The organism is Ancylobacter polymorphus (genome assembly GCF_030813495.1).
Lineage (GTDB): Bacteria > Pseudomonadota > Alphaproteobacteria > Rhizobiales > Xanthobacteraceae > Ancylobacter > Ancylobacter polymorphus.
Genome location: NZ_JAUSUI010000001.1, coordinates 335690 through 360977 on the forward strand (window position 1 = coordinate 335690; position 25288 = coordinate 360977).

Below are 25288 nucleotides of genomic sequence, written 5' to 3' on the forward strand. Positions count from 1 at the left end.
GGGGAAGAGGTCAGATAGCGGCGCTACGCGGCGTTGCCGAGTTGGGTCGCGACGTTTGCGATGAGGGTGTCCAGCGCCGACGGCATGCGGCGGGAGTAGATCGTCAGTTTCTTCAGGACCGGCGCCTCTTCGGCGCGGAACATGATGGCGAGATTGCCAAGGCGGAGCTGCTCCACCGGGTTCTTGCTGGGCTCAATTCCGGTCCGGAAGTCGAGGATGTCCTCGTTGTCCTTCAGCCACTGCAGATGCTTGCGCATCGTGTCGATGACAGCGAACACGACGGCGGTGAGGATCCGGTAGCGGCCGAGGAAATACTTCAGCGTGTTGAGCTGGGTGAGCTCGATATAGTCCCGCCCACGGACGACGTTCGTCATGCGCCAGTTGTCATTCTCGCCGCAGTTGTCCGTCCCCCAGAAGACAAAGCCGCCGTCCGCAACCGAGGCCTCCACGCCGGTCTCACCCTTGACGATGATGCCGCCGTTCGCGCCAAGGATCTCCTGGCCGAGGGTGTTGGGATCGCGGTAGCTGAACGGCACCGGCGGGCTGACGCCGACGATGTCGTAGATCGGCCGGTTGGAGGGGGAGTGGAACGGCCGACCGCCATGCTCCTGATCGGTCGCGACATAGGCGCCGACCACGCGCGGTGAGGCGGGGCGGGTGACATAATTGCCGGCCGAGTCCGTCACCACGACGTCGACGAACATCGGGTGGTTGATCCGGTCGCTCTGGATTGTCTCGCGGTAGGCGAGCCAGCGCTCGCGGTTACCGACAGGCCCATCGGGGAAGAAATGAGCGTCGAGACGCTCCAGAACAGCGTTGATGCCGGCCACAATCGGATTGGCGACCGAGCCGACCACGGGGGCTCCGAGCACAAGTCCAGTCCCGCCGCCGGTCGGAGTGATCGTCGGGACAGTCGTGTAACCCTCACCGGGATTGTCGATGACGATCTCGGTGACGGCACCACCCGAGACAACGGCATGAGCCGATGCCCCGGTGCCGCCGCCCCCGCCGCTGAATGCCAGCGTCGGGGCCACGGTATAGCCCGTGCCGCCAGAGGTGACGGGGACCGAAACGACACCGCGCCAATGGAATTGCGAGGTATACCCAGGCGTCAGGATCAGCCGCGGCGTGACGGAGAGATCGTTCGGCGCATCCAAGAGCGCCCAGATCCCCGTCCCGAGTGCCTCGCTGCCGAGGATGTTGGCGATCGTCTCCTGGGCGTTGGCGCCCTCGGCGACGCGGACGATCACCATGCGAGCAGCCGACAACCCGTTGGTGAGTTGCCCCGCGACGCCGCGGATGGCGTCGGGGAGGGTGCCGACGGTGCCGAGAAGCGCTCGCATCGTCTCGTTGCTGCTGATCATGTAGACCGGCACGTTGAGGGGGAAAGCCATCGCGCTGGCGTTCGGGGCGGTGCCAACGGCGCCGACGGCGGAAAGCTCGGCGGAAGACGTGGGAAGGGCCTCGACCTCATCCCGGATATGCTGGACGCCTACGACCAGTTCGGTCATCGCTGTTCTCCAAAGAAAAAGGCCCGCGCGAGGCGGGCCTTGTGGTTGTTGATGGGCAGGGGCCGGGCAGCGCCGGGCCGCCGGGCGTCAATCCGTCGGCGCGGTCACCGGCGCCCCGAAGGGGTAGCTGCTGCCGGCGAAGGTCGGCTCCAGGTACAGCGTGGCGAGGTCTTCCGGCGTGGTGATTGTGTGCAGCACCGCGCCCGTCTCGCGGTCGCCGATCAGTACGCACGCCTCGCCCTCAAGCGCCGGATCGCGCTCCGGCCGGGCGATGATGATGTACCAGCCCGGCAGATAGTCGCGCACCTCGCGCTCATAGGTCCCGCCCATGCCGTCTTCGGCGGCCTCGGTGCCGTTGACGCGATAGGCGCGGACATTGGGAATGACGCAGCTCGTATCCCACAGCCGGGCGCCGGGCTCGATCCCCTCAATCGTGAGGGCGGGGAGCGCAGCAAGGGCGGCCGCCTCGTCAGGGAAGCGCAGGAGATAATCGATCATTCCAGCAACCCTTGCAATTGTACGTCAGTGAAGTCGCCATGCGACCACATTGCGAGGCGCTCAATGGTATCATTCCATGGCGCGGCGCCTGCGCGGCTACCAATCGTAATCCGGGCAAGGTCTGCCGCGGGGGCGGGCTGAGTGGTAACGTTTATCACCGTGCCCCCGAGGGCGGTTCCACGCCACCCCTGTGCAGCACTCCAAGAAAGGGCGCCGTAGAACTCGGCACCGGGGGCAATCCCGGTCGCTAGCCGATACGTGCCCACACCGCCGGGAAAGGCCATCCAAACCTCGTTCGACCGGCCGAAGTTGTCGATACCGATGCGATTGGCGGTGGAAGCGGCGGGCATGAGGTTAAGCAGAACGTTAGCGTCGCCGACATTGCCATACCGTGGCATATGGGCGCCGAAGGCGATGGTGAAGCCATTGGCCGGCACAATCGGTAGCGGCATGGACAGGTTGTCGGTTCCCCTTACCCCGGTGGTCGCACCCGTGACGATGTAGGAAGACGCGCGAGAACCGGCTTCAAGCTGGAAGCCCGTGACCTTGATGCGCCGCTGCTGATTGGTCGTCGCTTGGAAGACGCCAACGCCGCCCGTGCCACCACTGGTGCCACTCCATCCGCACCGCCACACTTTGGTGCCCACGCGCGCGATTACGGTCGGCACGAGTGTGGGGCCGCCTGCTACCAAGGCGAAGGTGTTAAGCCCGCTGACAGCACCGCCACCGAAAACCGGCGGCGCACCGTCTTCCATCTCAACCAAAACGGAAAGCGTCGCCTGCGTGCCGGTCGCGAGCGGGTTCGCCTTATAAGCCCACGCGTTGGCCGTGGTGTTATTGAGCCGGAGACCCGTCCTTCCGCCCTCGATGTCGGATACAGCCGTAATATTACTGCCGCTGATCAAGTCGGCCGTGCCGGCCGGGCACTCGCTGTAGGTCAGCAGATTGGTCGCCGCTCCCTCGATCCGAACGCCTAGCGGCTCGCGTGTCACCGGGTCATGGTCGTAGCGGAGCGCGTTGCTGCCGACCATTTCGTAAACGCCATCGGCCCGCCACCGCCCTGCCGCCGAGGCGCGCGAAAAGGCCATGTCTGCCGCGACCGAGCCCCAGCGCGGCACACCGGCCGCCGAGCGGAAGCCGTATTTCTGCCCGGCGAAGTCCAGCAGCGCCGCCGCGCCCGGCGCACCCTTGGCGGCCATCCAGGCGCCGACCTCGGACGGCCCGATGATGGACGGCGCCGCGCCGAGCAGCACCGTCACGAGAGGTCTCCCTGCACGTGCCAGACGACATTGGTGCCGTCATTAGCGATGACGCGGGCGATAACCAGCGCGCCATCGCCCGGCAGCTTGGTGCCGGTCGGGTGCGTCTTGAGCACCGCTCCGGCGGCGGCGGCGACCGTCACCTCGCCGGCGCCGAGCCGGGAGAGCGGGATATTCCAGCCGACCGGGAAGTCCGGATCGTTCGGGAAGGTGATGGCGCAGGCGGCCGTGAAGTGCTTCTCCAGCCCGCGATCCTCGACCGCCGGGGACCATGCGGCGGCGGTGATCACCTCGGGCGTGCCGCCGACGAGGGCGGTGTAGAGCGCCTGCACCAGCGCCGCCTTGCCCGCCGCGTCGTCCCATTCGGGCTGCAGTAACACCTTCATGGCCGCGACCAGATCGGCGCGGCTTTCGGCGGGGTTTGCGATATTAATCCCCATGGGTCACGCCTCGTAGAAGGTCAGGTGGACGTGAGAAGGATCGAGAAAGCCGCCAACGGCCTGATTGGCGGCCATGCACGTCACGTCCAGATACTCCGCCGCCTGCGCGGCGATCCCGCACGAGGTCACCGACCCGCCGCTATAGGAGATGGCCGACGCCACGACGTAAGCGGCGGTTTTCATCGGCGTGGTGAAGGTGATGCGATATGCCCCCGCACTGAGGCGGGCGACCGTCGAGACGTTGCGCTGCCCCCGGATCGTCGGTGACGAGCCGCCGGCGAAGTTCACGAACGCCGCCGGCCCGGCCGCGACGAGGGCCGGCTTGAGGGTCGCCGCATCGGGATAGCGATCGGCAGTGCCGGCCGTCAGGTCATCCGCCGTCGCCTTGCGCACCACGCCGGCATCGGCCGTCGTCGCGCCCACTTTCAACGCGGCCCAGATTTCGGCCGCCGTCGCCAGCGTCCGCAGCCCGCGCAGGCCCGCGCCGATGCCGATCGTGGTCAGCGCTTGGGTTTCCGTCGTGTCGTCGAACAGGCCCTGAATGAGCGTACTCACGCCGAGATTACCCAGCGCCTGCGCCTTCTGGCCGGCGGAGAGCCCCTGCGCCGCATCGATCCGCAGGCGGTTGCCCAGCGCGGTCGAGACCGTCGTGGCGAAGGCCGGATCGTTGCCCAGGGCGGCGGCGAGCTCGTTCAGCGTGTCCAACGCCGCCGGCGAGCCGCCGACAATGCTCGAGATCGCGCTGTTGATCAGCGAAATCACCGTGTCCTGCCAGCCGGTCACGTCGCCGAGCTGCAGCGCCGCAGCGATCCATTGGGAGCCGACCTTCTTGAGAAACTGGCCGTTCGCGCCGGCGGAAACGTCGACGTCGGTGAGCTCGTCGAGCGCCGGCCGCCAGTTCCCCGGCATCTTGCCCGCCAGGGCCTCCACGAGTCCGACGATCTGCGCCATCTCGTGCTGGTGCGAAGTCGGCGCCTTGCCGGCGAGGAGCACGTTCAGCGCCTGAACCGCCGCATCGATGACCATGAACGCCTCAGCGAGGCGCGGAACATCGTAGTCCTGCGTGTTGCTGTTGAAGACCGGCAGCGGCAGGTTCAGGTAGGGCGTGATTTCGTCAACGTTGGCCATGGGCCACAGGCTCCTCAGTAGCTGAAGAAGCGGGGCTTTCGAGCCCGGACGCGCGCCGCCGGTCCGCCGGTGAGGCTGACCTTCAGCCGCACCAGATCGGCGGTGACCCCGGTCTTGTGGTAGCGCCGCTCGATGGCGCCATCGGTGAGCACAGTGGTGCTCGCGAGCGTCATCGGTTCAAAGACGTCGTTGGCCTTGTCCATGCTGACGGTGAGCGTGGCGCCCGCTGGCAGAAGCGCTTGGATGCGCCCAACGACGTTGACCCCCGTGCCGGCGACGAAGGCGCGGCTGACATAGTCGCCCGTCGTGCGGATCTTGCCGCACAGCAGGGTGACATAGGGATAGAGCACCGGGCTCACCTCGGCCGTGCCGCGCAGCACCGCCCAGAGCTTCACGGCCTCCGTCACATACTCCGAGAACTCGTGCGGCTCATTGGGCAGCAGCACGATGATCTCGCCGTTCGCGCGCTCCAGCTCGAACCAGAAGGCGCAATCGGAGGTCGGGATCTCCACGGTCGCCCGGATGCGCAGATCCGAGCAGTCGACGAGATTGAACGTTCCGAGGTTCTCCCGGCGCGTCGTCGCGGTGAAGCGCGCGGCATAGATCCGGCTGGTAATGTCGGAGTTCTGGTGGTGATCCCAGGACACCGCATTGCTGGAGCTGTGGCGGTTGCCGGCCGCATAGGGCTGGGCCGCCACCGTCTCCTGCCGGAGCGCATCGAACTCGCCGACATTGGCGACCGAGATCGAATGCTCGCCGTCATCGGTCTTGATGACGAACGCACTCAGGCCGGTGGCGCCCCGCACCACCGGCCAGTCCCACCGTGCCGAGATCCAGTCCCCGTCAGAGACCGTCGACATTGGGACCGAGGCGGTTGCGAAGACGTCGGTGGTCGGGTCGCCGTCGCGCATGTCCACCAGTTCGACCGCGAGCGGACGCGCCGGATTGCCGACCTTGCAGATGCGGAAGTCGACGCCGGTGATGTGGCGCACGGTGAGCGGCGCGAAGCTCTGCGCTTGCGGGTCACGCTCTTTCGGGCCATTGCGGCGCGCCGGGCTGTTCTGCGGCTGAGTGCTGCCGCCGCCATTGGACTGTGGCGGCGGCGGCGGCACGGTGGTGACCGTCACCACGCGCTGCATCACGCTGATGTCGATGATGCCGTCGCCGGTGAACTCGGCCCAAGCCTCGGCACCGCCGGCACCTCGCGCATAGACCATCTTGGTCCCGGTGGTGATCCCCTCCGGGATCACGAAGGACGCGGCGATCTTCCCAGCGCCATCAGCAACCCGGGCCGGGCTCGGCGTAAGGTCAAGACCGTCGAACTCGAAATAAGACAGGATCTCGCCCGCTCCGAACCCCTCGATCAGATAATCGACCTCGATCTGGCGCAGAAAGGTCGCCGACTCCTGGCGCCGCGACATGAGCTGCTCGCTCGTGGTGGTTCCCGCTCTCGTCCCCGTGACCTGCACGGTGCGATCCGAGAGCCATTCCGTGCGGGTCTCGGTCCACATATCCACCGCCGGCGAGAGCGAAAGCTTGGCCGGCAGGGGGTAGAAGTTCTGGTACGGGTTGATCTTTACGCAGGCCGTCACGAACGGCTGGTCGATGATCAGCTCGTCGACATAGGGCAGCAGCACCGGGCCCGTCATCGGCACGGTGATGATGGTCGGATCGATCGCCAGCCGAATCTCGTTGTCGACGATCGCCGCCGTCTGCGGCACGCCGCCGTCCCGGTAGTCGTCATTGTCGAGCGGGTCGACGAACATGCCGTTCTTGGCGACCGGTTCGCGTTGATCCGCGTCCTGCTCAAGCCGGGCGAGCGCCAGCGTGTCGGCGTTGCGCAGCACCAGGTCCATGAACCGCCAGAGCATCGGCAGTGGACAGGCCGCCGTGCCGTTGTTCACGACGATGGGCGTGCCCCGCCAGTCGTTGTGAATGTCGGCGAGGCCGAGCACATCCGCCGGTTCGATCGGCGGCTTCGGGGTACGCGCCGACACCCCCCGCAGATAGAGCACGTCGCCCTGCTGGTTGAGGCAGAGGCGGTCAGTGCGCGGCAGCTTCCAGTGATAATTCACCAGCACGGTGCTGCCGGTGACACCGCCGGACACAACGATGTCGTCGAGGCCGATGGTGGTCGGGGCCACGGTCTCCAGATAGGTATAGGTGACCGTGTAGCTGGAGCCCGTCGCCGGCTCCGCGCCCGCTGGCGCCCACGAGATGCTGTTCCCGTCCCGCACATAGGCGCTGGTGGCGAATGTCGTGCCACCCTGCACCACCAGCTCGATCGTCTGCACGCTCGACTTCGGCAGCAGGTCGGAGGTTCCGGCGACCGGGCCGCGCACGATGGTGCTGCTGGTCCGCTTGACCACCGTGACCGAGTTCACTGCCGCGATCGGGCCGTTCAGCAGCCGGATCGTCGCGGTGCCGCTGCCCCCGTCGTCGAAGACGTGCGGCTCGGCGCCGACCTGCGCGACGTTCCACTCGATCGGCTCGCCGTAGCGCAGCGCGGCGGTGCGCGTGCGGGTGTTGCCATAGATCGAGGCGATGCCCTCGGAGACCGAGAAGTGCATCGCGGAGCCTACCTGGCCCAGCGCGGTCACGATGCAGCCCTTGGCGATGTAGTTGCCGCCCGTGACCAGCACGTCCTTCGCAGCGATCTGCGCGTTGATGGTGGCGAGCGAGCTGGGGCCGGTCTGGTCGATCACGGTGCCGTCGCGCGCGACGTAGACCTGATAGTAATCGCCCGGCTCGCTCAGGCTGCGCAGGGACCATGCAACCGTCGGCACCTCGCGCGCCGCGCCGTCCTCGCCCTCGGCCTTCGAGCCGGGATGCAGGCCGCGCAGCGCCGGCAGGTCGTCCCCATCCAGATAGGAGGTGACGATGCGGATGCCGATCGAGACCTCACCTTCGAGGTCGATGCCTTCCAGGATTCGCTCCGGCACGTCGCGCATGTCACCGGCGGCGTAGATCTTGCCGGCCGCAAGGATGATGCGGCCGGTCTCGACGTCGATCGACACCTGCGCGCCGGAATAGCGGTCGCCGTCGCGGGCGACCATGTCTCCGACGCGCTGGATGCGGCGTCGCATGATCGACTGCGCTTCATTGGCCTCGGCCGCCTGCACGAAGTCGCCCGCCTTGTGAACGAGGCCGGCAAACTGCGGAAAGGCCGCGTTGCGGTCATAGGCGCCGGGGACAAACGGGTGCTCGTAGGCCATCAGAACCTCAGAAGAAGAGCGACGCAGTCGCGGGTGGTGCGCCCGAACTCGAGCGCGAGCGGCTGCTCGATGACGATGGGCCCGGCCGGCATGAGGCCGCCGGGCGGGAGGTGCTGCACCCCCGGCTTGAAGGTTGCCGCCGGCGCTGCAGAGAGGATGAAGCCGACGCTGGCCGCCGTGCTGCCATGTCCCTCGCCAAACGCGGTGAGCGCCTCCAGGTAGAGGAGCCTCGGCGCCGACGTGGCTGGCGCATACCGGGCGCCCTCGATGCGATAGACACCGGTAGGGCTCGGCACCACGCCGCGCCGGACGCGGCACCGCCGATAGAACAGCACCTCGCCGGCGGCGTCCTTAAAGACCGCCCATGCCGGGCCGGCGCCGGTCGCGGCAAGCATGCCGGCCGCTGCAGAAGCGACCTCGCTGGATGCCCAAGGCTGTGCGAGCCAAGGGCCGCCCCAGCGCGGCGAGCCGCCGCCGGCGGGGACAAACCTCAGCAGCTCGCCGTTGAGCGTGAGCGGCTCGCCGTCGACCTCGAGCGCCCATGGATCGGGGATGCCGAGCGCCCCCAGGTCCTCCGCCGTCACCTCGTGGGTGAACTCGAAGCGGCGGCCGAAGGACCATTTGGCTTTGCCGCCGGGCACTCGGACGCCGGAATCGTCTTCCCACGCCGAGCCGTCCCAACGGCTGTAGTCGCCCTCGGCGGCGCGAACATCGTAGCCGGCGAACCCGCGCCAGAAGTCAGAGCGCAGCGGCACGGACAGGCCGGCGATGCCATCGATGCGCGGCAGATCCGCTTCATCGTCCCGAACCCGGTCGAGCTCGAGTTGGAAGTGGTTCCACCAGCGCCAACGGACTGCGGCCTCCTCGATCTTCGCGCTGTACCCGAGCCATCCGAGTCCGCGCGCCATGGCCGCCGGCGTGCCACGCACGCGCTGCCAGGCGATGCCCTCGCGGATCAGGTCGTAGAGGTTCGGGACATAGGGCTGCAGCTCCCCGAGGCCGTACTCCCAGATCAGGTAGGGCAACAGGCTCGCCGGCGGGTTCAGCATCTTGAGGCCGTGGAGCGACCAGATAGCACCGTCGACCGCGGGGTAGGGGTCGGTGGCCCTCTCGAGAACCCGCTCGAAGGACGTCGGCTCGTGAACGAGGGGGGTGGTATCGGTGCTCAATATGCGCGCCCCTCGTTGACAATCGAGATGTCGCCGAGCGCGATGGCCTCGTTCGGACCGGCCTCAACATAAGGGGTGATCACTTGAACGCGCTGCAGGCCGGCGATCATCAGGCGGGCTGTGACCCATTCCGGAACCAGATCGAAGCCAATGCCGCTCTCGGCCGCCCAGGCGGATCGAAGGGCGCCGGCCGCCTCGTTGATCACGGCGTCGGAGCTGTTCGGCAGCAGCCAAGCCTTGGCGGCAATGCTCACCACATTCTTGACGGCGGGGATGACCTTGATGACGTCGTTGACCATCCGGACCGCGTCGGCATTGAGGGCAGCCGTGACCGTCGCGAGAAGGCCAGCATCAGCGACGCCATTGTTGTCGGTGGAGAGCACGGCAACGTTGATCGTCGGGTCCCGTCCGTCTCGGTAAGGGCGCGCATCCTCGACCCGAAGGGACGCGCCCAGCGCCTCGCCTCGATAGCGCGGCGCTGTGCCACCCGTGGAGCGGCCTTGGATGGCGAGAATGGTGCGGAGCTTGAGCCGCTGGTCGGTCTCCCCGACGAGCCGGGTGACGCCATAGAACACCGCGAGGTGGTCGATGTCGCTGCCGCTCGCGTATGCCAACAGGTTCGCCCGGATCGCGTCGTTGATCCTGCCGCGAAGCAGCATCTCGCGAAATGCACCGGGTCGAAAGATGATCCGCGTTTCCTCGGTTTCGAGGTGGGCGGTGTCGAAGGGTGGGAGATTCAAGTCCGGCCGTTCGGAGCGCAGCGCATCCCAGCCGGCGAGAAAATCCGCGACATGCCGCGCGAGGATCTGCTCGACGCCAAGCGTCTCGATCGCCTCGGCCGCCGGGAAGCCGGCGAGATCGGCAATCGTCAGCACGGCCATCGTCAGGCTCCTGATACGGTGAGGATGCCGCCGGCGCTCTGCAGGCGGAGCTTGCTCGCCACGCCGCTCTCCGGCGTGAAGTCGCCGAGGTGCCCGCGTGGGAAATAGATGCCCTCGAGGATGACCTCGAGGTTGCCATCTCGCCCCAGCGAGACCGGCGTGATCTTGACCAGGCGAAACCGTGGTTCTGCCGGAAGGCCATTGAGCTGGCGGATGGTCAGGGCGAGCGCGATCGCGCGAAAGAACCGCGTAATCGTCGTCGCTGTGCCGAGCTTCCCGAGAAGGCTCATGCCCGGGAAGCCGAACCATTCGCGGAGGATGGCGTCGCCCAGCCCGGTGGTGAAAATGACCCCGATCGACTGCACGACATGATCAAAGTCCGTCAGGAGCCTCCCGGTCTCCCGATTAAGGCCCGCCGAATGGGCCATGGGCTACTTCTTGCCCTTCTTGGCCGGCTCTTCCCCGAAGGGTTCGATCACCTGCTGGCGAAGCGGATGCTCCGCCTGGGCGTCGGTCAGCATGAGCGGCGCTCTGCCGGCAAGGATCTCGGCGTCGCGAATGCGCTGCCCCGCGACATGCGATCCAGCGGACGGAAGCACCCGGAAAGGCTTTTCCAAGGTCATCATGGTCTCCTTCAGGGGATGCGGAAGAACGGGCGGCCGGTGGTCGCGTGGCCACAGATCGCGAGATGGCCTTCCCGGCAGACCGGGATGCCGTTGAACCGAAAGCTCGGCGAACCTTCCGCCATCACCGGATTGCCGACATGCGGGGGCAGCGGCGGGTGAGATGCAACGTGATCGCCGAGAAGCACGACAGTCGCGCCGTCGACAGTGAAGCCGGCACCCTGCATTCCAAGCTGGACGCCCCCGGCATAGTCGATGCCGACGCAAGCTATGCCAGGCATAGGCTAACCCTTCGCGAAATCGTAGTCGGGGGCGACCATTTTCAGGCCGGAGCCGGTCAGCTCGAAGCTCGCGCCGTCGCACTCCAGGACGATCTTCGGTCCTTTGATCGACAGCTCGTCGCCCTTGAGCGTTATGGTCCACGGCCCGAAGGTCAGGACATGCTCGTCACCCTTCTCGCTGGGGGACGGGTTCGCCTCGCTTTGCGTGCGAGGATGGAGCGTCCCCATCTCGAAGTCGCCGTTGTCCGAATGAAGATCCATCTGCTGCCCGATGCTGGGCGGGGTGTGAACCTTGAGGGCGCCCATGACCTGCGCGTAGCGGACCCATGGGCTCAGGAACGGCTCCTCGTCTGTGCCGCCCAGCCGGATACGAGCCTTGCCCGCCTTCGCATCCACATGCGTGACAGGGCCGGTTGTCTTCGCATTGGCCGCGCGCCAATCCTGCTGGGTCGACCGCGCCAGCGCGTCAATCAGGTGCCGGACCTCAGTCATCGGCCTCACCGTCTTCGACAATCGCGCCTTCCAAGGTCGGCGCCTCGCCCGTCTCGGTGGCATCGAGCGGGGCCAGCCCCGACGCGCGAATCTCCGCGTCCGACCATCCCATCCGCGCCTGGGTAATACGCCACGACGGCATGCCGGCGGGGCGCTCGATCATGACCTTCAGCGCATCCGCCACTGGCACAAGCTCCGGGTCTGTCCGGAGCTTGGCGTCGATCTTCTGCCAAACGGTGGAAAGGGGTGCTCCCATCGACGGCTCCGGAATCATCCGGCAGTTGAGCTGCACCTCGCGGTACGGAACCGGAACGTTGCGCTCGACCTCCACCAGTACAGGGGCGCTGGTGAACCCGGCGTAGGCCCGGACTATCTCCCGATACAGATCCGCCCAGGTGTTGGCGGGATCGGCGAGCGCGTCGACGACCTGACGCCAAAGGAGGTCCATGCCGAAGCCGGCGCCGGCGTCGTTCATCGTCAGTTCCATGCCTTCGACCACCACGTTGCCGGGCGGGAGGATCATTTGGATGACGAGCTCGATAATCTGGTCGGCGGTGGAGCCGTAGAGGTCGCGCCCGCGCGGGTCGAACTTGATCGCGCCGGTATAGACGGCGATCACCGGCTTCTCACCGAGGCGGTCCAGCGGCTCCTTTGGCGCGTTCAGAACCGCGCCGGCAGATGTCCGCCCTTCAAGCGCCTTGGCGAAGGCAATGCGCGAGACGGTGGCGACGAGGCTCACGGCGCGGGTTCCTTGACAGGGGTGCAGCGGAAGACCGTGCGGCCGAGCCCGTCGGGCTCCGGATCCTTGGCGACCTGCCACACCGGCGAGCCGATCCGCTCGACCAGCACGAAGCGATCGCCGCGACGCGGCATGAGGCCTAGACGGCTATCCGCAATGCTGATGTGGCAGAGGTCGGCAGAGATTTCCGCCGTGTCACCGTCGTTCCTGCCCGCATTTCGCAGCCGCGCGACAGCGGGCTGGATGTCGACGACCGCGTCGGTGATGTCGAAAGCGGGCCGGTCCGCATCGGCGCCTTGGCGCACGAATTTGCCGTCGGCGCGCGGCTCCACCCGCACGGTTTCGCCATAGAGGTCGTCGACGGCCTGAGAGACCATCGCCTCGAACTCAGCGAATTTCTGCATGGGGGAGCCGCGCGCCGATCAACCGGGGTCAGGTCATACGACCGGACATGAGCACCCGGGGGCGGGTGCAGTAGTGGAGCACGTTCGTCTGGAACTCCATGTTGACGCCCTTGCCGTTGGGCATCTCCCACTGCTTCGCGTAGAGAGCCTGGCCGGGGCGGTTCACCGTCTCGATGTAGTCGGCCGGCGCATAGGCTGTGCGGAAGAGACCGGGCACGCCGAGCGGGACGAAGCGGACCTTGTCGCTGTCCACGCCGACATTGAATCCGCCGCGGTAGTTCGCCCACATGATGTTGAAGGCCGGGAATTCGCCCCAGACGCCGTTCTGGGGGTTCTCCGCATTCAGGAAGCCGGTGCGGAGGGTGGCGGCGGCCTCGTAGCCCTTGTACGTCTCGCGGATCTCCTTGTGCTGGATCAGCTTGTCGTAGAAGGCATCACCGGCAATCCCGAGGATGCCGTTGAACGGGAGCCCCCCGAGCGTGGCGCCCATGGCACGCATGAGGTCCGCGCTCTTCTGGCGCAGCACGCCGTCCGCCGGGTTGGGGTTGTCGAGGTCCCAATCCACCTCGGTCGCCTGCGTCTCGCCCATCTCGGTGAAGTAGTTGTAGAGGACCGACCCGTCCTTATCGAGCAGCTTGCCCTGGGTCACGACAGCGAGACGATGGTACTCCTCCGTCAGCGCGAAGGACTGCCGATGATCGGCAGCGCGCTCGGCGATCGATCCGATGAGGGTCTCCACGGCCGCCTCTTCGCCGAAGGCGCGGGCATTCTGCACCTCATCCGCATAGATCGCGTCGTCGCGCTGGAAGTGCGGGACGGTCAGCGTGCGCAGCGTGCGGCGAGCGCGACCGACGGTATCGCCGGGACCGCCACGGGCACTGGCCGGGACGATCGAGATCTGGCCGTCCTTGTCCTTCTCGATTGCCACGCTGGTGGTCGGGATCGAGCGGGCGGTGAAGAGGTTGAGGCGGCTGATGTAGCCGGGGACGTAACGCACTTCACGCATCGCGTCGGTCAGGGTGGTGACCGAAAATGCGTCCTGCTGGAAAATGTCGAGCATCTTCAGTTCACCTTCAGTTGCGTACGATGATGCCGGCGGCGGCGAGCTGGGTCGCCTTGGCGGTCTTCTTCGTGTCGTCGTTGACCGTCGCCTCGTAGGCGAGGCATTTGCCGTTCACTTCGGCGTCGCGAGTGATCGCAGCGACGCGCACGTCGGCGCTGGTCGCGTCGACGCCGTGGATCGGAAGGGCGACGCCGGTCTGGCTTCCATCCGAACCGGTGGCGGGCGAGGGGACGTACTTGCCCGACGCCGTGACCTTGCCGAGCACGGTGCCCGGCGCGACCTTGCCCGAACCGGACGCGATCACGATGGTGTCGCGCGAGCGGTGCCAATTGGCCTCGCTCATGACGAACTCGCCCGGGCGGGGACCTTCAGTGAGAACAGGCATGGAGGTTTCTCCGTGTGGGGGCGGGGTTCAGGCGGCGGTGGCGCCGCGCGCGGCGTTTGCCTGTGCGAAGGCGTTCTTCCACTGCGCGTTGATGGTGGCCTTGGAGGCAGCCTTGGCCTCGGGCGACGCGACATTGTCGCCCTCAGCCTTCCGCTGGCCGTAGTTCTCGGCCTGCGTCTGGGCGTTGGGCGCCGCCTGCGCGGCGGCCGGAGCGGCGGCGGGAGCAGCGGCCAGCATCGCCTTGGCGTCGGCCACCGGCATTTCGGTGTTGAAGGCGATGTGATTGGCGAGGGCCTCGCGCCCCTTCGCCTCATCGCAGTTCATGATTTCGCCGATGCGCGCCTTGGTCGCCGTGGCGGCGTCACTAGCGATCTTCGCGGTGTCGACATTGGTGGTGTCGTCCGCCTTGGTCTTTTCAGCCATGGGAGGATCCTTTGGACTGGTTGCGACGGCGGACGAAGCCGCCTGCAGGGCCTCGCGGAGGTTCCACGAGTTCTTCTTCGCCAGCGCCACGGCCGACTTCGGCGCGTGCTGGTAGAGGGAGTAGTCGAAGGCGGTGGCCGCCTTGGCGGGCTTGGTCTCCGCCTTGGTGGCGAAGCCTTCGGCGACCGCCTGCTCGGCAGTGAGCCAGGTCTCGGCGAGCATCAGCGCGCGGCACTCGTCCTCGGATTTCCCACAGACGTCCGCGTAGATCCCGGCCAGCGAGACCGCTTCGGTTTCGAGGTACTCGATGCTTTTCTGGTGCTCGGCCGAGTTGCCAGACGTCCAAACCATGGGGTCATGGATCATCATGGTCGCGCCCTTGCGCATGATGATCTCGTCGCCGGCCATGGCGATAATCGAGGCGGCGGACGCCGCCATGCCCTCGATCGAGATCGTGACCTTGCCCTTGTGCATCGACAGGGCATTGAAGATCGCCTTGCCGTGCGAAACGTACCCGCCGCCGGAGTTGAGGCGGCAGGTTACATCCGCGTCGCGGCCGATCTCGGCGAGCGCCTCGAGCACCTCTTTGTCGGTGAACCCGTCTTCCCAGAAGGAATCGCCGACGAACCCGGTGAGCACGAGCTCACCGTTCACCAGTACAGCCATAGGTGGACCTTTCAGACCTTGAAGGGGTCGTAGCCGGGCGGGCAGGGGCGCGACCCAGCCTGAATGGCGAACCGGCGCGGGCCGCGGCCTTGCTTCGCCATGCACTCGGATTCGAGCCGTTCAATTAGCCGGCCGAACTCTTTGATGTCGGTTCGATTGAACCAGGTCTCCCGGTCACGGAACGAGACCTTTTCGACCGCCGCGCCGGCGACCATTCGCATGTAGGCGGGGCGCATCGCCTGCAGCGCGGAGCATGGATCGTACTCGGCGGCCCCGAAGAGCGCTTCGTAGTCGATCGCCATGATCAGTCGATCTTCTCGACGGACACATCGCCGTCACCGGCGTGAAGATCGGCGATCTTCTTGGCGGCCGCGCGCGAGGTGAAGGTCACCGCGATATCGCGATCGGCGTTCCAGCCCGGGACCGGACCAGCATCACAATAGAAGGCAACCTCGCGATGCCGATCGATCCGCTGCACGCGAAAACCGCGCGAATTGGCCGCCGCATCGGCCTCTGCCTTGGCCTTGGCTTCCGCCTCGGCGACGGCAGCTTTCCTGGCAGCCTCAGCTTGGGCGACCGTTTCGGCTTCAGCGTCGGCTCGCGCCTTGGCATCGGCCTCCGCATTGGCCTTGGCCTTGGCTTCCTCGTCCGCCTTGGCCTTGGCTTCCGCCTCGGCCTTCTCGCGGGCCGCTGCCTCTGCCTTGGCCGCAGCGGCAGCAGCCTTCAGTTCTTCCCGGGTCGCCATCGTGATCTCCTAATCTTCGGGGACGAAGGAGGGGTTGTCGCTCTTGTCCTCGTCGTCGCCCTGCTCATCGCGATTGAATTCTGCGCCCGGATCCTGGGGAGCATGGGGATCGGGCAAGCCAAGCTTCAGCGCAGCGTCCTTCTCGCGCTTGCGCTGACGAAGCTCGTCGTCCGGGTCGATGCCGAGAGCTTCCGAGATCCGGCTCAACGACATCACGCCCATGTTCTTGTAGGTTTCGTAGGCGCGGGCGGACTTCAGCTCATCGGCCTGCGGCTGCGCTGGGCCGTTCCACTGCGCGCTGCAGGCCTCGGACTTGTTGGCGAGGAACGCCTCATAGCCGCCGGGGAAGGTCAGGCGACCGGAGCCAATCTCGTCTTCGAGCCATGCCTCATAGACCGCCTGGCAGAAGGGCTTCACGATGAAGGCGCGTCGGCGCAGCACCACATTCCAGTTCACCGCCGTGTCCATGCGGACGGACGAATAGGTGGCCTTGCGGGAATCCAACGTGCCGGCGGTGTAGGTGACGCCGGCAACGAGGCAGAGCTCGCGCAGCAACCAGCCCATGAACTCGTCGTAGGCCGCGCTCGCCGAGGTCGACTCGTGGAACTGCAGCTCCTCGTTCGGGAAGAGGTGCCCGATCCGACCGTTCTTGTTGAGATCGATCTTCTCGCTCTCGTACCAATTGCTGCGAGCATCAGCGTATTGCGCGAGGTTGAGCTCGAGCCCCTCGTCGCCGGTCATCAGGCCCTCGTAGGCCCGGATCCCGGACAGGTCGGACTTGATGGTCGCGGCGAAGATGGTCTGGATCAGCGCCTTGGTGAGCGTGGCGTCAGAGAACTGATCGATCTGCCGAACGACCTTCAGGACCGGCGCGAGCGGAGAGATGCCGCGATAGGTCTGCAAGCCGGGCTCGAAGACATGGATGACCCGCTGGCGCCCGTCGCGGTCATAGGCGGCGTAGTCGCGATCGACCCGAATGCCCCACCGATCGGCGATTTGGATATTGTAGCTCTGCGGACAGCCCAGTGCGTCGACGGTGACGCCGTCGAACTGCCGCACGCCATCACTCTTCCGGGTCAGCCGCGACGCCGGCAGCAGGGACACCTTCGAGAAGGATCCGCCGCGCCGGCGCTGGAAGATCGGCAGCAAGGCGAGTATCTCGCCATACCAGAACCAGCCTTTGTAGGCGGCGTCCTGCTGCTGGCCGAAGCTCATCCGGCCGCCGGCGTCGCATTCGCGTGGCGTATTTGCCCAGGCGTAGAAGCGTCGCTCAACCATCCGTGCCCAATTCGCGCCGGCGTCCTCGGTCCAACCGAGGGCGTCAACATCGGGTTGGCAGGACAGGGTGAGCCCGGTGCCGACCACTGCCGAGGATGACTGGTCGACGATTCCAGCGATGAAGCCGGAGTTCTGGTAGGCGTCGATCGTACGCGCAGCCGATTGCTGCCACGCGGCGCGCACGTCCTGCGCCGTCTCCCGCAGTGCGGGCATCCATGACCGGAAGAACGGCGAGGCATTGTTTCGGAAATACGCCGTTGCGGGGGCCCGAGACGGCGCTGCCGCAGCCGCCGTCTTCTTCGCAAGCGGCCAGAACCTCACCATTTCTTCCTTCCAAGAGCTTCGCGCAGAGCGGCGTTCGGGTCGGGCCTGGGCGCGTCTGGCGCGCTCAATTCGGCTTCGCGCCGGTCGAAGTCGAACCGGCAGATGTTCCGGACCGCGATCGCGTAGCAGGAGCCGTCGAGGGCCTCGGCCTGGCGGTTGCCGATGCGAACAAACTTCGTGGTCACACGGCCGTTCTTGATCTCGACCTTGCGGCGCTCGGACGTGAACTGGACGAAGAATTCATGCGGCAGCACGTCGGCGAACTGCAGGGCGCCCGGGTCTCCCGGCTCAGTCTGCGTCGACGTGATCAGGTCCATCTTGATGCCGTCGACGCCGACGATGTGGAGCCGGGCACCGGCGCGGCGGGCGCGCTTCGAGGTGGTGGCCTTGATGTAGGGGCGAGGGCCCTCGTCGCCTTTGATCGCGACGACCTTGCGCGGGGTGCGCGGGCCGCAGAAATCGTAGACGGCCTGCGTCCGGTTGCCGTCGCCTGAATCGATCGCGGTGGCCTCGATCCCAATCTGCCCGCCGAGTGGGTGCTTCCACTTGGTGAGCAGGATGGCGTCGAGCTCGTTCCACAGCAGCGATTCCGCGCCCGTGTCGCCGCGCAAGACCTCGTGGCCGAGGAACCAGCGTTGGTCACGCGACCAGCCGAGGAAGACGATCTCTAGCCGATCCGGCTGAACGTCGACGCCGACCGTGATGTAGAGGACCAGCGCCGGGATCCGGACGTCCCAGCGCTGGGCCTCCTCGTCCCACTTCAGGCCGAAGTTGCCCGCCCTGGCCATCAGGTGGTGTTCGTTGATCTGGTCGAGAGTTGTCGACCACGGCAGGCCTTCGACGGTGTTGCGGAACGGCTGGAGACCAGACGGCCCGGCAGCCTTCGCCGCCACGAACTTCTCGGCAAGCGTTCCCCACCCGGCCGTCGGCTGTAGCGAGATCAGGGCATTCATCTTGAAGCCGGCGTGCTCCGGCACTTCCGGCTTCGTCCGCTTCCACTCGCCGTTCTCGACCATCTCGGCCTTGAAACGGTGCTCGTTGGTGCCCGCGCAGTGAGGGCAGACGACCACGGCTTCCCGCGGCTTGTCCTTCGGCCAGTCGACGTGCGCCCAGAGCATCTCGAAGAAGACGCCACACTGCGTGCAGGGCACCTCGAAGATCCGCTGGTCGCTCTCCTGGTAGCCCTTCCAGATGAAGCTCTCGCCCTCGCCGACCGGGGTCGAGCCGCGGATGAACTTCTGGTCGGGGAACGACGCCGCGCGGTTCTCGCCGAGCGTGACGGGATCACCTTCCTTGGTGACCACCATGCCGTCGACTTCGTCCCAATAGATTTTGCGCGCCCGATGCGAGCGCATGTTGCGCGGCGCATTCGTGCCGAGCACCTTGAGCGTTCCACCGCCAGTGAACGAGCGGACGGTGAGGGTGTTCCTGCCATCGAAGCGGCCAACGCGCATCTCCGCCTGCAGGGCCGGTGAGTTGCGGAAGCCGGGATCGATGTCCTCGACCATGATCTTCCGCGCGTCCTCATCGGTCGGGACGTAGACGATCACGGAGGTCGGATCGTTCGCGGCGTCGGCGCCGATGCTCGCGGCGAGGAGGGTGGTGTAGCCGACCTGAATCGGCTTCACGATGGTGACGCGGGTGTGGACGCGATCGCCCATCACGTCCGCGATTTCGCGCTGGAACTTCCAGAGCTTGAACCGCCGGAGCGTGCCCGCGCTGTCGATGTAAAAGTTGCCGGCAATCCAGTCCGATGACACGAGCACCGGCGGAGGACGGAACCCTCGCGCGGCGCCCAGCAGCGCCGCCTTGAGAGCCTCAGTCGACATCCGGCTGCAAGTCCTGCTTCTCAGCACCGGGCACGGGGCCGGTGCCACCGATCTCGTCGGCGATTTCCTCGAGCGCCTCTCGGCAGACGGCCGCGATCTGCTCTCCCTCATGGGAGGTCAGGTGCGGAAGGGCGAAGCGGATCCGTGAGGTCAGCCCCAGCAGCGTGCCCTTGGTCTTGGTGGCGATGCGGGTCCAGCCGTCCTTCACCTCCTCGAAGGTAAGCACGGTGCGCATCTCCCTCTGAAGAGCGAGCTGCTCTCGCTGCTTCTGGACCGCCGTCAGTTCGGCGCGCTCGTCGGTCAGCGACTTTCCCGTGGGCGTGCCGGCGCGGCCGGTCGCCTGATCGCGCAGGTGCCGGTGATACCGGTGCAGGCTGTCGAGGAGCCGATACTGTCCGCGATGCGTGCGAGCGAGGACACCGCGCGCAGCGAGATCAAGCATGGTCCGGCGGCTCATGCCCAGAATGACCGCCATTTGCGCGCCGGTGACCACCTCTGGCAGCGTGGCGAGAAACTCTTCGCTCTCGAGGCGCTGCTCGCCCTTCGGGGTGCCCTTCGGCATCGGTCAGGTCTCGAAGACCTTCGCAACGTGACGCAGCGCGCGCGCGGCGAGGTCGCTCTCGACGAGACGCTCCATCGCCGGGCGTGCCGGCATGTCCGGACGCAGCAGTTCGTTCGGGAGCAGGGGGCCCCACACTTTCCGGATGGGGAAGCGCCCCTTGCCGGTGCGGCGGTAGATGCGCCCGCCAAAACGCGGCACGATGAACGTGCCCTCATAGGTCTTGCTGTTCCAATCCTCGGCCGAGGCACCGGGAGCGGAGCGGGACCAAGAGCGAGAGGTCAGCTCGCCGAGGGGGACGCTCTGGTCGCGCACCTGCAGCCGGCCAACGATGCTGCCGCTCGTGAAGCGGATGCGCGTGGCGCCGCCGACGCGCCCGCCCGGGAGCTTGGTCTGCGCCGAGAGCAAGGTGACGGCCTGACGCTCCTGCAGACGCAGGTGCTCGCCCATCGCACGCGACAGCCCGCGCTTCATCTCTGGTGTGTTGCGCAGGGCAAGCGCCAGGGTGGCCAGCGCCTTTCGGCCTGCCTTGTCGACCTTGAACTCGATCATGGGTGCTCGCAAAGGGGTGGCCGGCGCGCCTCGCCGCGGAGGTCTGGCTCCGCCCGCGGGTCGTCAGCGCGCCGACATCGGGGTCAGACGACCGAAGCGTGATGACGCTCCGAGCCTGAATTCTGAAGCGAGCCGCTGTTTCCGATCCTATGTCCAAGGATCGGCGTGGCTTCGGGGCCGAAACTCTGACGGGCGCCGTAGGACGTTGGCGTCATTGTCAGTGGCGGCCTCTCGCGGCGCTCCACGTCTGAATTGTCGGGCTTGTAGCCGTCGTCAGACGCGCCGTTGCCCGCCGGCTTCGCTGGTTTCGCAACGCCCCATCGCTAAAGCCGGAAGAGCAGCGCGCTAGGCGGGGTGCGCCCCGCCAGTGGTTTGGCGGGCCGAAGCCCGCCGCTGGGAACTCACCCGGCGACGGGCGCCTTGGCGTAGTCCTGAACCTCGTGGACATGGAGATCCATGCCGCTGTGGATGTGGAACGTCCGCTCGGTGTTCGCCTCGACGCGCTCGGCGCCGGAGAGCGGCTCGCCCGTCTTGGGATCCTTGCGCGTGACATCCACAGGCCAGCCATGATTGGCCTTCACGACGACGGTCGTGGTCATGATGCTTCCTTTGGTGATCGAGAGGAGGCGTGACACGGATCGGATATTCCGTGACGCGATCGTAGGTGAGCGTGACGAAGCCAATCGCCCTACTTAATAACCAACGATGAGCCCTATGAAGGGGATACCGAGTTGGTGGTTGGAGCGCCGCCCTGACGGCGCGCTCACCTCAGTCCCTGGCACAGCGACTTGGTCAGTTAGCTATATCCGCAGGTCTCACCGTTGCCGCACGAAGAGAAGCCCGGAAAAGTAACATCCGTCAACACGACCTGCTGTTGCAGACGCGGTTTTTTCGTGGCCGATACCTCCAGATTTAAGAGTCTGTTTCTCCTGCCCTGCCATGAGGTTACGCGAAAAATCGAACGTCAGAAACGGCGAGTCGCTTAAAAATCGTGGACAGGGCTTGACGGGTTTACGCCGCGGCCCTGCTTCTGCCGCCGGCTTGGCGCCGCTGGATCGCCCGTTCGCGCTTCGCCGCCAGACGACGGCGGCGGCACCGGGGACCATTCCCCGCGGCAGGTTTGCCTCGCCGACGAGGCCGCGCGGGGATCAGTTGGTCTGCGGCTACGATGTGCGTGGGTGTCGTGACGATCTCGCCCCGCCGGCGAAGATAGTGGATCAGCAGGTAGACCCGCCGGCCGCCGAACCCGCACTCAGAGATCTTCCGCATCGCTCGCAGCCTGGCGCGCAACTCCTCGCGCTCCAGCACCGTCTCCTCGCGCAGCATCTGCCGGATTTGGCCCAGCACAGTACGGGCGTTCGCAGCGGCGCTGGGCGCGCGCTTGCCTTCACATTTCGACATCGAAGTTCCTCGCCAGATAAGGACGTCGATCAGCAGCAGAAGTGATTGATGCCATTCATCAATCGCGCCCAGACCATACCAAGGATCAGCACCACCAATCAAGGAATATCGTCCGTCGAACCGGGCATGAATAGGAATGCAGTCGGTGGTGAGGGGCTCTTAGAGCCGAAATTCGCCGAGATGTCGGGGGCGACGAGGTCTCCCGCTCCGCCGGGGCGCGCGTACGGTCCCTAGTCTTCGCCGCTGACGCCCGTCGCGCCTCCCGGGGCCAGTCCGCTGCCTCAACCCCGCTCCTTGCCGTCCTGCGCGCTCTCTATGGCTCGCGCCTCACGCCGAACCATCCAGCACCAAGCACCGCACCCCATGCGTACCCGGTCATCACATGCCCCCGCGAAATGGGCCTGCCCCGTGCCTCGCTTCTCGCGTGCCCGGCTCGTGTCCGCCCTGTCATCTGGCCACGGTGCCAGGCGAACGAGTGACAGCGCGCGCGGAGCGCTTCCCTATGCCATGGGTGCGCACGGATCGCCCGGACCATCAGAGGCACCCCATGCCCCGCCTACCGCCCCTAGCAGGGCAGGGGATGCAACGCACATGCAACCGCATGCACGCCATGCCATGCGGCCCGATGTCGAGACGATGCGGCGCTTTGTGCGTGCCCCCACGACTGAAAATAAATGCAGGAAAGTTTGTTTTCCTCGCCCATAGAGTTGCAAAACAACTCCCAACATGCGACACTCTCTTATCGAAACAGACGGCAATTGTGCCAAAGGAAAAGACCAATGAACCCCGCCGCACCCATCCCGCCGGCCAAACCCATCCCGCCCGCTGCGCCCCACATTCAAGCCGCCGCGCGGCGCATCTTCAACGGCAAGAAGTTCGCCACCAACGTCGAATGTCTCCGGGTGCTCTACAGCCTCGATATGGACGCGGCGGGCTTCGCCCGCATGTTCGGGGGGGATGTGAGCATGGGGCAGGGTGCAATGTCCCATGCCACCTATGCGGAGGTCCGGGCGGTTCAGATCGAAGTCGAGGAGCTGCGCGCCCGCCGCGACATGCTCGCCGATCATTGGGCGTGAGGGCGTCATGGACAGCGCATTTCCTACCGCCCGCTACCCGTCTTACACCACGGCTGAACTCGGAACATTCATCGCTGAAGGTCGCGATTCCAAAGGCTGGATGCGGGACGAGATCGAACGGCGCGCGGCCGTCGCCGCTGGCGATATGTCTCGATCCACGGCGGGCGAACGGCTTTATGCGGCGCGCGAAAGGGCTTCGCGATGAACGCTGCGGAGCGGATCCAAGCGGACGCACTCGCCAATCCGGCGCGCAACGACACGGCCCTGTTTACGGCAGTCCGTGCGCTGGGCCTGACCATCCGCAAGCGCGAGGGCAAATATCGGATCACGGTTCCGGGCCTTCCGCCAGCACGTGCCGAGGCGGTTGCGGCCTACACCAACGACCGGGCCGACGCATGGGGAACGGCGCAATTCATGGCCGCCGAATTCAATCTCGCCTGAGCCTTCCGCTTTGCCCATGCCGTGCGCGTGGGCCTTGCCGAGTGCTCGCAGGACCGTGCTGAACGGGCCAAGGGGTAATCGCCGCGCCGGCCGGATGCCGGCTCCGAAAGGGAGGTTGCCGCCATGGTTTGGTCGGTCTCCCTGCGCTGGAAAACGAAGAGGGCGACGGTCTGCATAACCATCGCCCTCGGGTTCTTCTGAAGCAGGCGCCGGGGGAGCAATCCCCCGGTTGCCCGGAAAAGATAAGCCCGGCGCCCGCCGGCCGCAAGCCCGTCAATCGTGACACAGAGAAAGGGATTCCCATGCCGACCATCGTTGACCGCAAGACCCGTGACGCGACCGCCGACGCCCGCAAGCGCCTTCTGCGCATGGCGCGGCAGGGCCGCATCGCGGTCAAGCACATGGCGCTTTCTGACAGCTTCATTCACGCGTGACGCTGGCATGTACCGCGCCGCCGTGATCCTCGCGGGCGCGCTGGCCGTGGCCTATGCCGCCACCTGCGCGCCTTCCCCGCCCTCGATGCCCCTGCACGACCGGCTGGCCGTGCTGGCGCAGTCCGGATGCACCACTGACAGCGTGTGCGAGTTACGCGCGGCCGAGCTGGGCATAGATCCCGAATACGCCGCCGCGCCTTCCGATGCGCTCATGCAGGATTGCATGAAGGGCGATACCGCGGCCTGCCTCTACCTGGAGGCCGGGCACCGCGCCGAATGCGCGAATGACTTGGGGCACGACGACTGCGCCGTGTTCAGGGACGACAACAACCGCTGATCCACCCCGGCAATTGTGCCGAATTGAAAGAACCAGCCATGAGCACCTTTGACAGCGACGCCGCGCTTTCCGTCTGTGGAGTACCCGGCCGCCTGACGCACCGCACCACCAAGCCCGGCCCAGCGCCCGGCCTCTGGTTCCGCCAACGCTGGATAAGCGAAGCGCGCTCGGTCAACGGCTATGGCTGCCCCGCGTCCATGCGGGTTGAAATGCGCTTCGACGACGACCCGAGCAATGGGCACAACACATTCGCCATCACTGCCGAGGTCTGGGCGGACAGCCGGCGGCGGCGCGACGACATGCTCGCCGGGGGCTGCATGCACGAAGAGATTGCCCGCGTATTCCCGGAACTCGCGCACCTGATCCGCTGGCACCTTGTGAGCACGGACGGGCCTATGCACTACGTCGCGAACACCGTCTATTTCGCTGGCGATCGCGACCACAACGGCCTGCGTGCTGGCGAGCGTCGCGCACTCGTCAACGGCAAAACGAAGCTGCCGGTGTGGGAGTTGGTCGCCGTCACAAGCGGCCCGCACGGCGAGGGCGTCAAAATTTCCGACACGGCTACCGGGCGCGAGTACATCGGCGCGGAAACCGTCCCGCTTTTCATCCTGACGAAAGACCACGACGGCGAGCACCCGCCGGCAACTCCCCGTCTGGAATGGCGGCGCAGGTTCCGCGTGGGCGAAGGCAAGGCGCGCGAGCTCGACAAGGCGCGTAATGCGGCCGTGTGGCCGGACGCCACGGACGAGGAATTGAGCCGCGAGCCTGCCGACCTGCGCGCCGCGCTTGTCGCTCGCCTTCCTGCCCTGCTTCAGGCGTTCCGCGCCGACATGGAGGCAATCGGCTTCCTCTGGTCGCCGGAGGATTTCAGAGCGGCCGAAGACGGGGAGGGCTGAACGATGCTCCTCCCTCTCTACCTCCGGCGCGAGCCGACCACGGACCCGGTCTTGCGCAAATATGCGCCGGACGCGCGCCGCCCTGACGTCGTCGCCTACCGCGACGCGGAATGCACCCGCCCGGCCGGCCGCTGGCCGTGGCACTACAAGCGCCCGGACCGCCGGAACCGCTCCATCGTCCTCAACTGCTACCGCTGGCGCGCCGTGTGGCTGCCGCCGCTGCTGGAGGCCTGACC

32 protein-coding genes are annotated in these 25288 nt (G+C 66.5%); 7 read left to right on the plus strand and 25 right to left on the minus strand.

What is annotated here, in order from left to right:
- Positions 1-23: 23 nt before the first annotated feature.
- The 25 genes from J2S75_RS01820 to J2S75_RS01940 form a co-directional block, all read right to left on the minus strand.
- Positions 24-1511, minus strand: a complete 1488-nt coding sequence (locus tag J2S75_RS01820; RefSeq protein WP_307017626.1) for a phage tail sheath protein — start codon at positions 1509-1511, stop codon at positions 24-26.
- 87 nt (positions 1512-1598) lie between these two features.
- Positions 1599-2009 carry a hypothetical protein gene (locus J2S75_RS01825; protein ID WP_307017628.1) on the minus strand — a complete coding sequence of 137 codons (411 nt, stop codon included), beginning with the start codon at positions 2007-2009 and terminating at the stop codon, positions 1599-1601.
- The gene (locus J2S75_RS01830; RefSeq protein WP_307017630.1) at positions 2006-3268 is read right to left on the minus strand and encodes a phage head spike fiber domain-containing protein; all 1263 of its coding nucleotides are present in this window, start codon (positions 3266-3268) and stop codon (positions 2006-2008) included. Before J2S75_RS01830 ends, J2S75_RS01825 begins: the two co-directional genes overlap by 4 nt.
- On the minus strand, positions 3265-3708 hold the full coding sequence (locus J2S75_RS01835; RefSeq protein ID WP_307017632.1) for a hypothetical protein: 444 nt from the start codon (positions 3706-3708) through the stop codon (positions 3265-3267). Before J2S75_RS01835 ends, J2S75_RS01830 begins: the two co-directional genes overlap by 4 nt.
- Before the next feature lie 3 nt (positions 3709-3711).
- Complete coding sequence (locus J2S75_RS01840; RefSeq protein WP_307017634.1) at positions 3712-4836, minus strand: hypothetical protein; 1125 nt, start codon at positions 4834-4836, stop codon at positions 3712-3714.
- A gap of 14 nt (positions 4837-4850) precedes the next feature.
- Entirely contained in the window at positions 4851-8051 is a 3201-nt protein-coding gene (locus tag J2S75_RS01845; RefSeq protein ID WP_307017636.1) for a DUF4815 domain-containing protein, read from the minus strand.
- Entirely contained in the window at positions 8051-9220 is a 1170-nt protein-coding gene (locus tag J2S75_RS01850) for a phage tail protein (RefSeq protein WP_307017637.1), read from the minus strand. Before J2S75_RS01850 ends, J2S75_RS01845 begins: the two co-directional genes overlap by 1 nt.
- Entirely contained in the window at positions 9217-10101 is an 885-nt protein-coding gene (locus J2S75_RS01855; RefSeq protein ID WP_307017639.1) for a baseplate J/gp47 family protein, read from the minus strand. Before J2S75_RS01855 ends, J2S75_RS01850 begins: the two co-directional genes overlap by 4 nt.
- Positions 10102-10103: 2 nt before the next feature.
- Positions 10104-10529 carry a GPW/gp25 family protein gene (locus J2S75_RS01860; protein WP_307017641.1) on the minus strand — a complete coding sequence of 142 codons (426 nt, stop codon included), beginning with the start codon at positions 10527-10529 and terminating at the stop codon, positions 10104-10106.
- A gap of 3 nt (positions 10530-10532) precedes the next feature.
- A complete protein-coding gene (locus J2S75_RS01865; RefSeq protein ID WP_307017642.1) occupies positions 10533-10724 on the minus strand; it encodes a hypothetical protein in 192 nt (63 codons plus the stop codon).
- 11 nt (positions 10725-10735) lie between these two features.
- Complete coding sequence (locus tag J2S75_RS01870; RefSeq protein WP_307017647.1) at positions 10736-11005, minus strand: PAAR domain-containing protein; 270 nt, start codon at positions 11003-11005, stop codon at positions 10736-10738.
- A gap of 3 nt (positions 11006-11008) precedes the next feature.
- Positions 11009-11497, minus strand: coding sequence for a hypothetical protein (locus tag J2S75_RS01875; protein WP_307017649.1), 489 nt, complete (start codon positions 11495-11497; stop codon positions 11009-11011).
- The gene (locus J2S75_RS01880; RefSeq protein ID WP_307017650.1) at positions 11490-12236 is read right to left on the minus strand and encodes a hypothetical protein; all 747 of its coding nucleotides are present in this window, start codon (positions 12234-12236) and stop codon (positions 11490-11492) included. The genes J2S75_RS01875 and J2S75_RS01880 overlap by 8 nt, the downstream gene beginning before the upstream one ends.
- Positions 12233-12640 (minus strand): hypothetical protein, encoded by a 408-nt coding sequence (locus J2S75_RS01885; protein ID WP_307017652.1) that lies wholly within the window; start codon positions 12638-12640, stop codon positions 12233-12235. Before J2S75_RS01885 ends, J2S75_RS01880 begins: the two co-directional genes overlap by 4 nt.
- Before the next feature lie 28 nt (positions 12641-12668).
- Positions 12669-13700, minus strand: coding sequence for a major capsid protein (locus tag J2S75_RS01890; RefSeq protein WP_307017654.1), 1032 nt, complete (start codon positions 13698-13700; stop codon positions 12669-12671).
- Positions 13701-13713: 13 nt separating this feature from the next.
- The gene (locus J2S75_RS01895; RefSeq protein WP_307017656.1) at positions 13714-14088 is read right to left on the minus strand and encodes a head decoration protein; all 375 of its coding nucleotides are present in this window, start codon (positions 14086-14088) and stop codon (positions 13714-13716) included.
- 27 nt (positions 14089-14115) lie between these two features.
- On the minus strand, positions 14116-15177 hold the full coding sequence (locus tag J2S75_RS01900; protein WP_307017658.1) for a head maturation protease, ClpP-related: 1062 nt from the start codon (positions 15175-15177) through the stop codon (positions 14116-14118).
- An 11-nt stretch (positions 15178-15188) separates the two neighbouring features.
- On the minus strand, positions 15189-15479 hold the full coding sequence (locus J2S75_RS01905; RefSeq protein WP_307017660.1) for a hypothetical protein: 291 nt from the start codon (positions 15477-15479) through the stop codon (positions 15189-15191).
- Between the two features lie 2 nt (positions 15480-15481).
- Positions 15482-15922, minus strand: a complete 441-nt coding sequence (locus tag J2S75_RS01910; RefSeq protein ID WP_307017662.1) for a hypothetical protein — start codon at positions 15920-15922, stop codon at positions 15482-15484.
- 9 nt (positions 15923-15931) lie between these two features.
- Positions 15932-17524, minus strand: coding sequence for a phage portal protein (locus J2S75_RS01915; protein WP_307017665.1), 1593 nt, complete (start codon positions 17522-17524; stop codon positions 15932-15934).
- A complete protein-coding gene (locus J2S75_RS01920; RefSeq protein WP_307017667.1) occupies positions 17518-19353 on the minus strand; it encodes a phage terminase large subunit family protein in 1836 nt (611 codons plus the stop codon). The genes J2S75_RS01915 and J2S75_RS01920 overlap by 7 nt, the downstream gene beginning before the upstream one ends.
- On the minus strand, positions 19343-19915 hold the full coding sequence (locus J2S75_RS01925; protein ID WP_307017669.1) for a hypothetical protein: 573 nt from the start codon (positions 19913-19915) through the stop codon (positions 19343-19345). Before J2S75_RS01925 ends, J2S75_RS01920 begins: the two co-directional genes overlap by 11 nt.
- Positions 19916-19918: 3 nt before the next feature.
- Positions 19919-20464 (minus strand): hypothetical protein, encoded by a 546-nt coding sequence (locus tag J2S75_RS01930; RefSeq protein WP_307017671.1) that lies wholly within the window; start codon positions 20462-20464, stop codon positions 19919-19921.
- Between the two features lie 401 nt (positions 20465-20865).
- Entirely contained in the window at positions 20866-21063 is a 198-nt protein-coding gene (locus tag J2S75_RS01935) for a hypothetical protein (RefSeq protein ID WP_307017673.1), read from the minus strand.
- Positions 21064-21475: 412 nt separating this feature from the next.
- The gene (locus tag J2S75_RS01940) at positions 21476-21967 is read right to left on the minus strand and encodes a hypothetical protein (protein WP_307017675.1); all 492 of its coding nucleotides are present in this window, start codon (positions 21965-21967) and stop codon (positions 21476-21478) included.
- A 677-nt stretch (positions 21968-22644) separates the two neighbouring features.
- Between J2S75_RS01940 and J2S75_RS01945 the strand changes: the two genes are divergently transcribed.
- The 7 genes from J2S75_RS01945 (at position 22645) to J2S75_RS01975 (ending at position 25286) form a co-directional block, all read left to right on the plus strand.
- The gene (locus J2S75_RS01945) at positions 22645-22941 is read left to right on the plus strand and encodes a hypothetical protein (RefSeq protein WP_307017677.1); all 297 of its coding nucleotides are present in this window, start codon (positions 22645-22647) and stop codon (positions 22939-22941) included.
- Positions 22942-22948: 7 nt separating this feature from the next.
- Entirely contained in the window at positions 22949-23146 is a 198-nt protein-coding gene (locus J2S75_RS01950) for a hypothetical protein (protein WP_307017679.1), read from the plus strand.
- Positions 23143-23382 (plus strand): hypothetical protein, encoded by a 240-nt coding sequence (locus tag J2S75_RS01955; protein WP_307017681.1) that lies wholly within the window; start codon positions 23143-23145, stop codon positions 23380-23382. Before J2S75_RS01950 ends, J2S75_RS01955 begins: the two co-directional genes overlap by 4 nt.
- A 302-nt stretch (positions 23383-23684) precedes the next feature.
- On the plus strand, positions 23685-23816 hold the full coding sequence (locus J2S75_RS01960) for a hypothetical protein (protein ID WP_307017683.1): 132 nt from the start codon (positions 23685-23687) through the stop codon (positions 23814-23816).
- Between the two features lie 7 nt (positions 23817-23823).
- Positions 23824-24153, plus strand: a complete 330-nt coding sequence (locus tag J2S75_RS01965) for a hypothetical protein (protein ID WP_307017686.1) — start codon at positions 23824-23826, stop codon at positions 24151-24153.
- 38 nt (positions 24154-24191) lie between these two features.
- Complete coding sequence (locus tag J2S75_RS01970; RefSeq protein WP_307017688.1) at positions 24192-25052, plus strand: hypothetical protein; 861 nt, start codon at positions 24192-24194, stop codon at positions 25050-25052.
- 3 nt (positions 25053-25055) lie between these two features.
- Entirely contained in the window at positions 25056-25286 is a 231-nt protein-coding gene (locus J2S75_RS01975) for a hypothetical protein (protein WP_307017690.1), read from the plus strand.
- Positions 25287-25288: the final 2 nt, after the last annotated feature.

Bases quoted from the DNA above. Each gene is read 5' to 3' on its own strand.
- J2S75_RS01870 (WP_307017647.1), bottom strand. From the start codon at position 11,005: ATGCCTGGCATAGCTTGCGTCGGCATCGACTATGCCGGGGGCGTCCAG.
- J2S75_RS01915 (WP_307017665.1), bottom strand. From the start codon at position 17,524: ATGGTGAGGTTCTGGCCGCTTGCGAAGAAGACGGCGGCTGCGGCAGCG.
- J2S75_RS01895 (WP_307017656.1), bottom strand. From the start codon at position 14,088: ATGCCTGTTCTCACTGAAGGTCCCCGCCCGGGCGAGTTCGTCATGAGC.
- J2S75_RS01890 (WP_307017654.1), bottom strand. From the start codon at position 13,700: ATGCTCGACATTTTCCAGCAGGACGCATTTTCGGTCACCACCCTGACC.
- J2S75_RS01825 (WP_307017628.1), bottom strand. From the start codon at position 2,009: ATGATCGATTATCTCCTGCGCTTCCCTGACGAGGCGGCCGCCCTTGCT.
- J2S75_RS01965 (WP_307017686.1), top strand. From the start codon at position 23,824: ATGTACCGCGCCGCCGTGATCCTCGCGGGCGCGCTGGCCGTGGCCTAT.
- J2S75_RS01860 (WP_307017641.1), bottom strand. From the start codon at position 10,529: ATGGCCCATTCGGCGGGCCTTAATCGGGAGACCGGGAGGCTCCTGACG.
- J2S75_RS01930 (WP_307017671.1), bottom strand. From the start codon at position 20,464: ATGATCGAGTTCAAGGTCGACAAGGCAGGCCGAAAGGCGCTGGCCACC.
- J2S75_RS01905 (WP_307017660.1), bottom strand. From the start codon at position 15,479: ATGGCGATCGACTACGAAGCGCTCTTCGGGGCCGCCGAGTACGATCCA.
- J2S75_RS01925 (WP_307017669.1), bottom strand. From the start codon at position 19,915: ATGCCGAAGGGCACCCCGAAGGGCGAGCAGCGCCTCGAGAGCGAAGAG.
- J2S75_RS01975 (WP_307017690.1), top strand. From the start codon at position 25,056: ATGCTCCTCCCTCTCTACCTCCGGCGCGAGCCGACCACGGACCCGGTC.
- J2S75_RS01920 (WP_307017667.1), bottom strand. From the start codon at position 19,353: ATGTCGACTGAGGCTCTCAAGGCGGCGCTGCTGGGCGCCGCGCGAGGG.
- J2S75_RS01955 (WP_307017681.1), top strand. From the start codon at position 23,143: ATGAACGCTGCGGAGCGGATCCAAGCGGACGCACTCGCCAATCCGGCG.
- J2S75_RS01855 (WP_307017639.1), bottom strand. From the start codon at position 10,101: ATGGCCGTGCTGACGATTGCCGATCTCGCCGGCTTCCCGGCGGCCGAG.
- J2S75_RS01900 (WP_307017658.1), bottom strand. From the start codon at position 15,177: ATGGCTGTACTGGTGAACGGTGAGCTCGTGCTCACCGGGTTCGTCGGC.
- J2S75_RS01845 (WP_307017636.1), bottom strand. From the start codon at position 8,051: ATGGCCTACGAGCACCCGTTTGTCCCCGGCGCCTATGACCGCAACGCG.
- J2S75_RS01840 (WP_307017634.1), bottom strand. From the start codon at position 4,836: ATGGCCAACGTTGACGAAATCACGCCCTACCTGAACCTGCCGCTGCCG.
- J2S75_RS01945 (WP_307017677.1), top strand. From the start codon at position 22,645: ATGAACCCCGCCGCACCCATCCCGCCGGCCAAACCCATCCCGCCCGCT.
- J2S75_RS01835 (WP_307017632.1), bottom strand. From the start codon at position 3,708: ATGGGGATTAATATCGCAAACCCCGCCGAAAGCCGCGCCGATCTGGTC.
- J2S75_RS01875 (WP_307017649.1), bottom strand. From the start codon at position 11,497: ATGACTGAGGTCCGGCACCTGATTGACGCGCTGGCGCGGTCGACCCAG.
- J2S75_RS01820 (WP_307017626.1), bottom strand. From the start codon at position 1,511: ATGACCGAACTGGTCGTAGGCGTCCAGCATATCCGGGATGAGGTCGAG.
- J2S75_RS01950 (WP_307017679.1), top strand. From the start codon at position 22,949: ATGGACAGCGCATTTCCTACCGCCCGCTACCCGTCTTACACCACGGCT.
- J2S75_RS01885 (WP_307017652.1), bottom strand. From the start codon at position 12,640: ATGCAGAAATTCGCTGAGTTCGAGGCGATGGTCTCTCAGGCCGTCGAC.
- J2S75_RS01970 (WP_307017688.1), top strand. From the start codon at position 24,192: ATGAGCACCTTTGACAGCGACGCCGCGCTTTCCGTCTGTGGAGTACCC.
- J2S75_RS01865 (WP_307017642.1), bottom strand. From the start codon at position 10,724: ATGACCTTGGAAAAGCCTTTCCGGGTGCTTCCGTCCGCTGGATCGCAT.
- J2S75_RS01960 (WP_307017683.1), top strand. From the start codon at position 23,685: ATGCCGACCATCGTTGACCGCAAGACCCGTGACGCGACCGCCGACGCC.
- J2S75_RS01910 (WP_307017662.1), bottom strand. From the start codon at position 15,922: ATGGCGACCCGGGAAGAACTGAAGGCTGCTGCCGCTGCGGCCAAGGCA.
- J2S75_RS01935 (WP_307017673.1), bottom strand. From the start codon at position 21,063: ATGACCACGACCGTCGTCGTGAAGGCCAATCATGGCTGGCCTGTGGAT.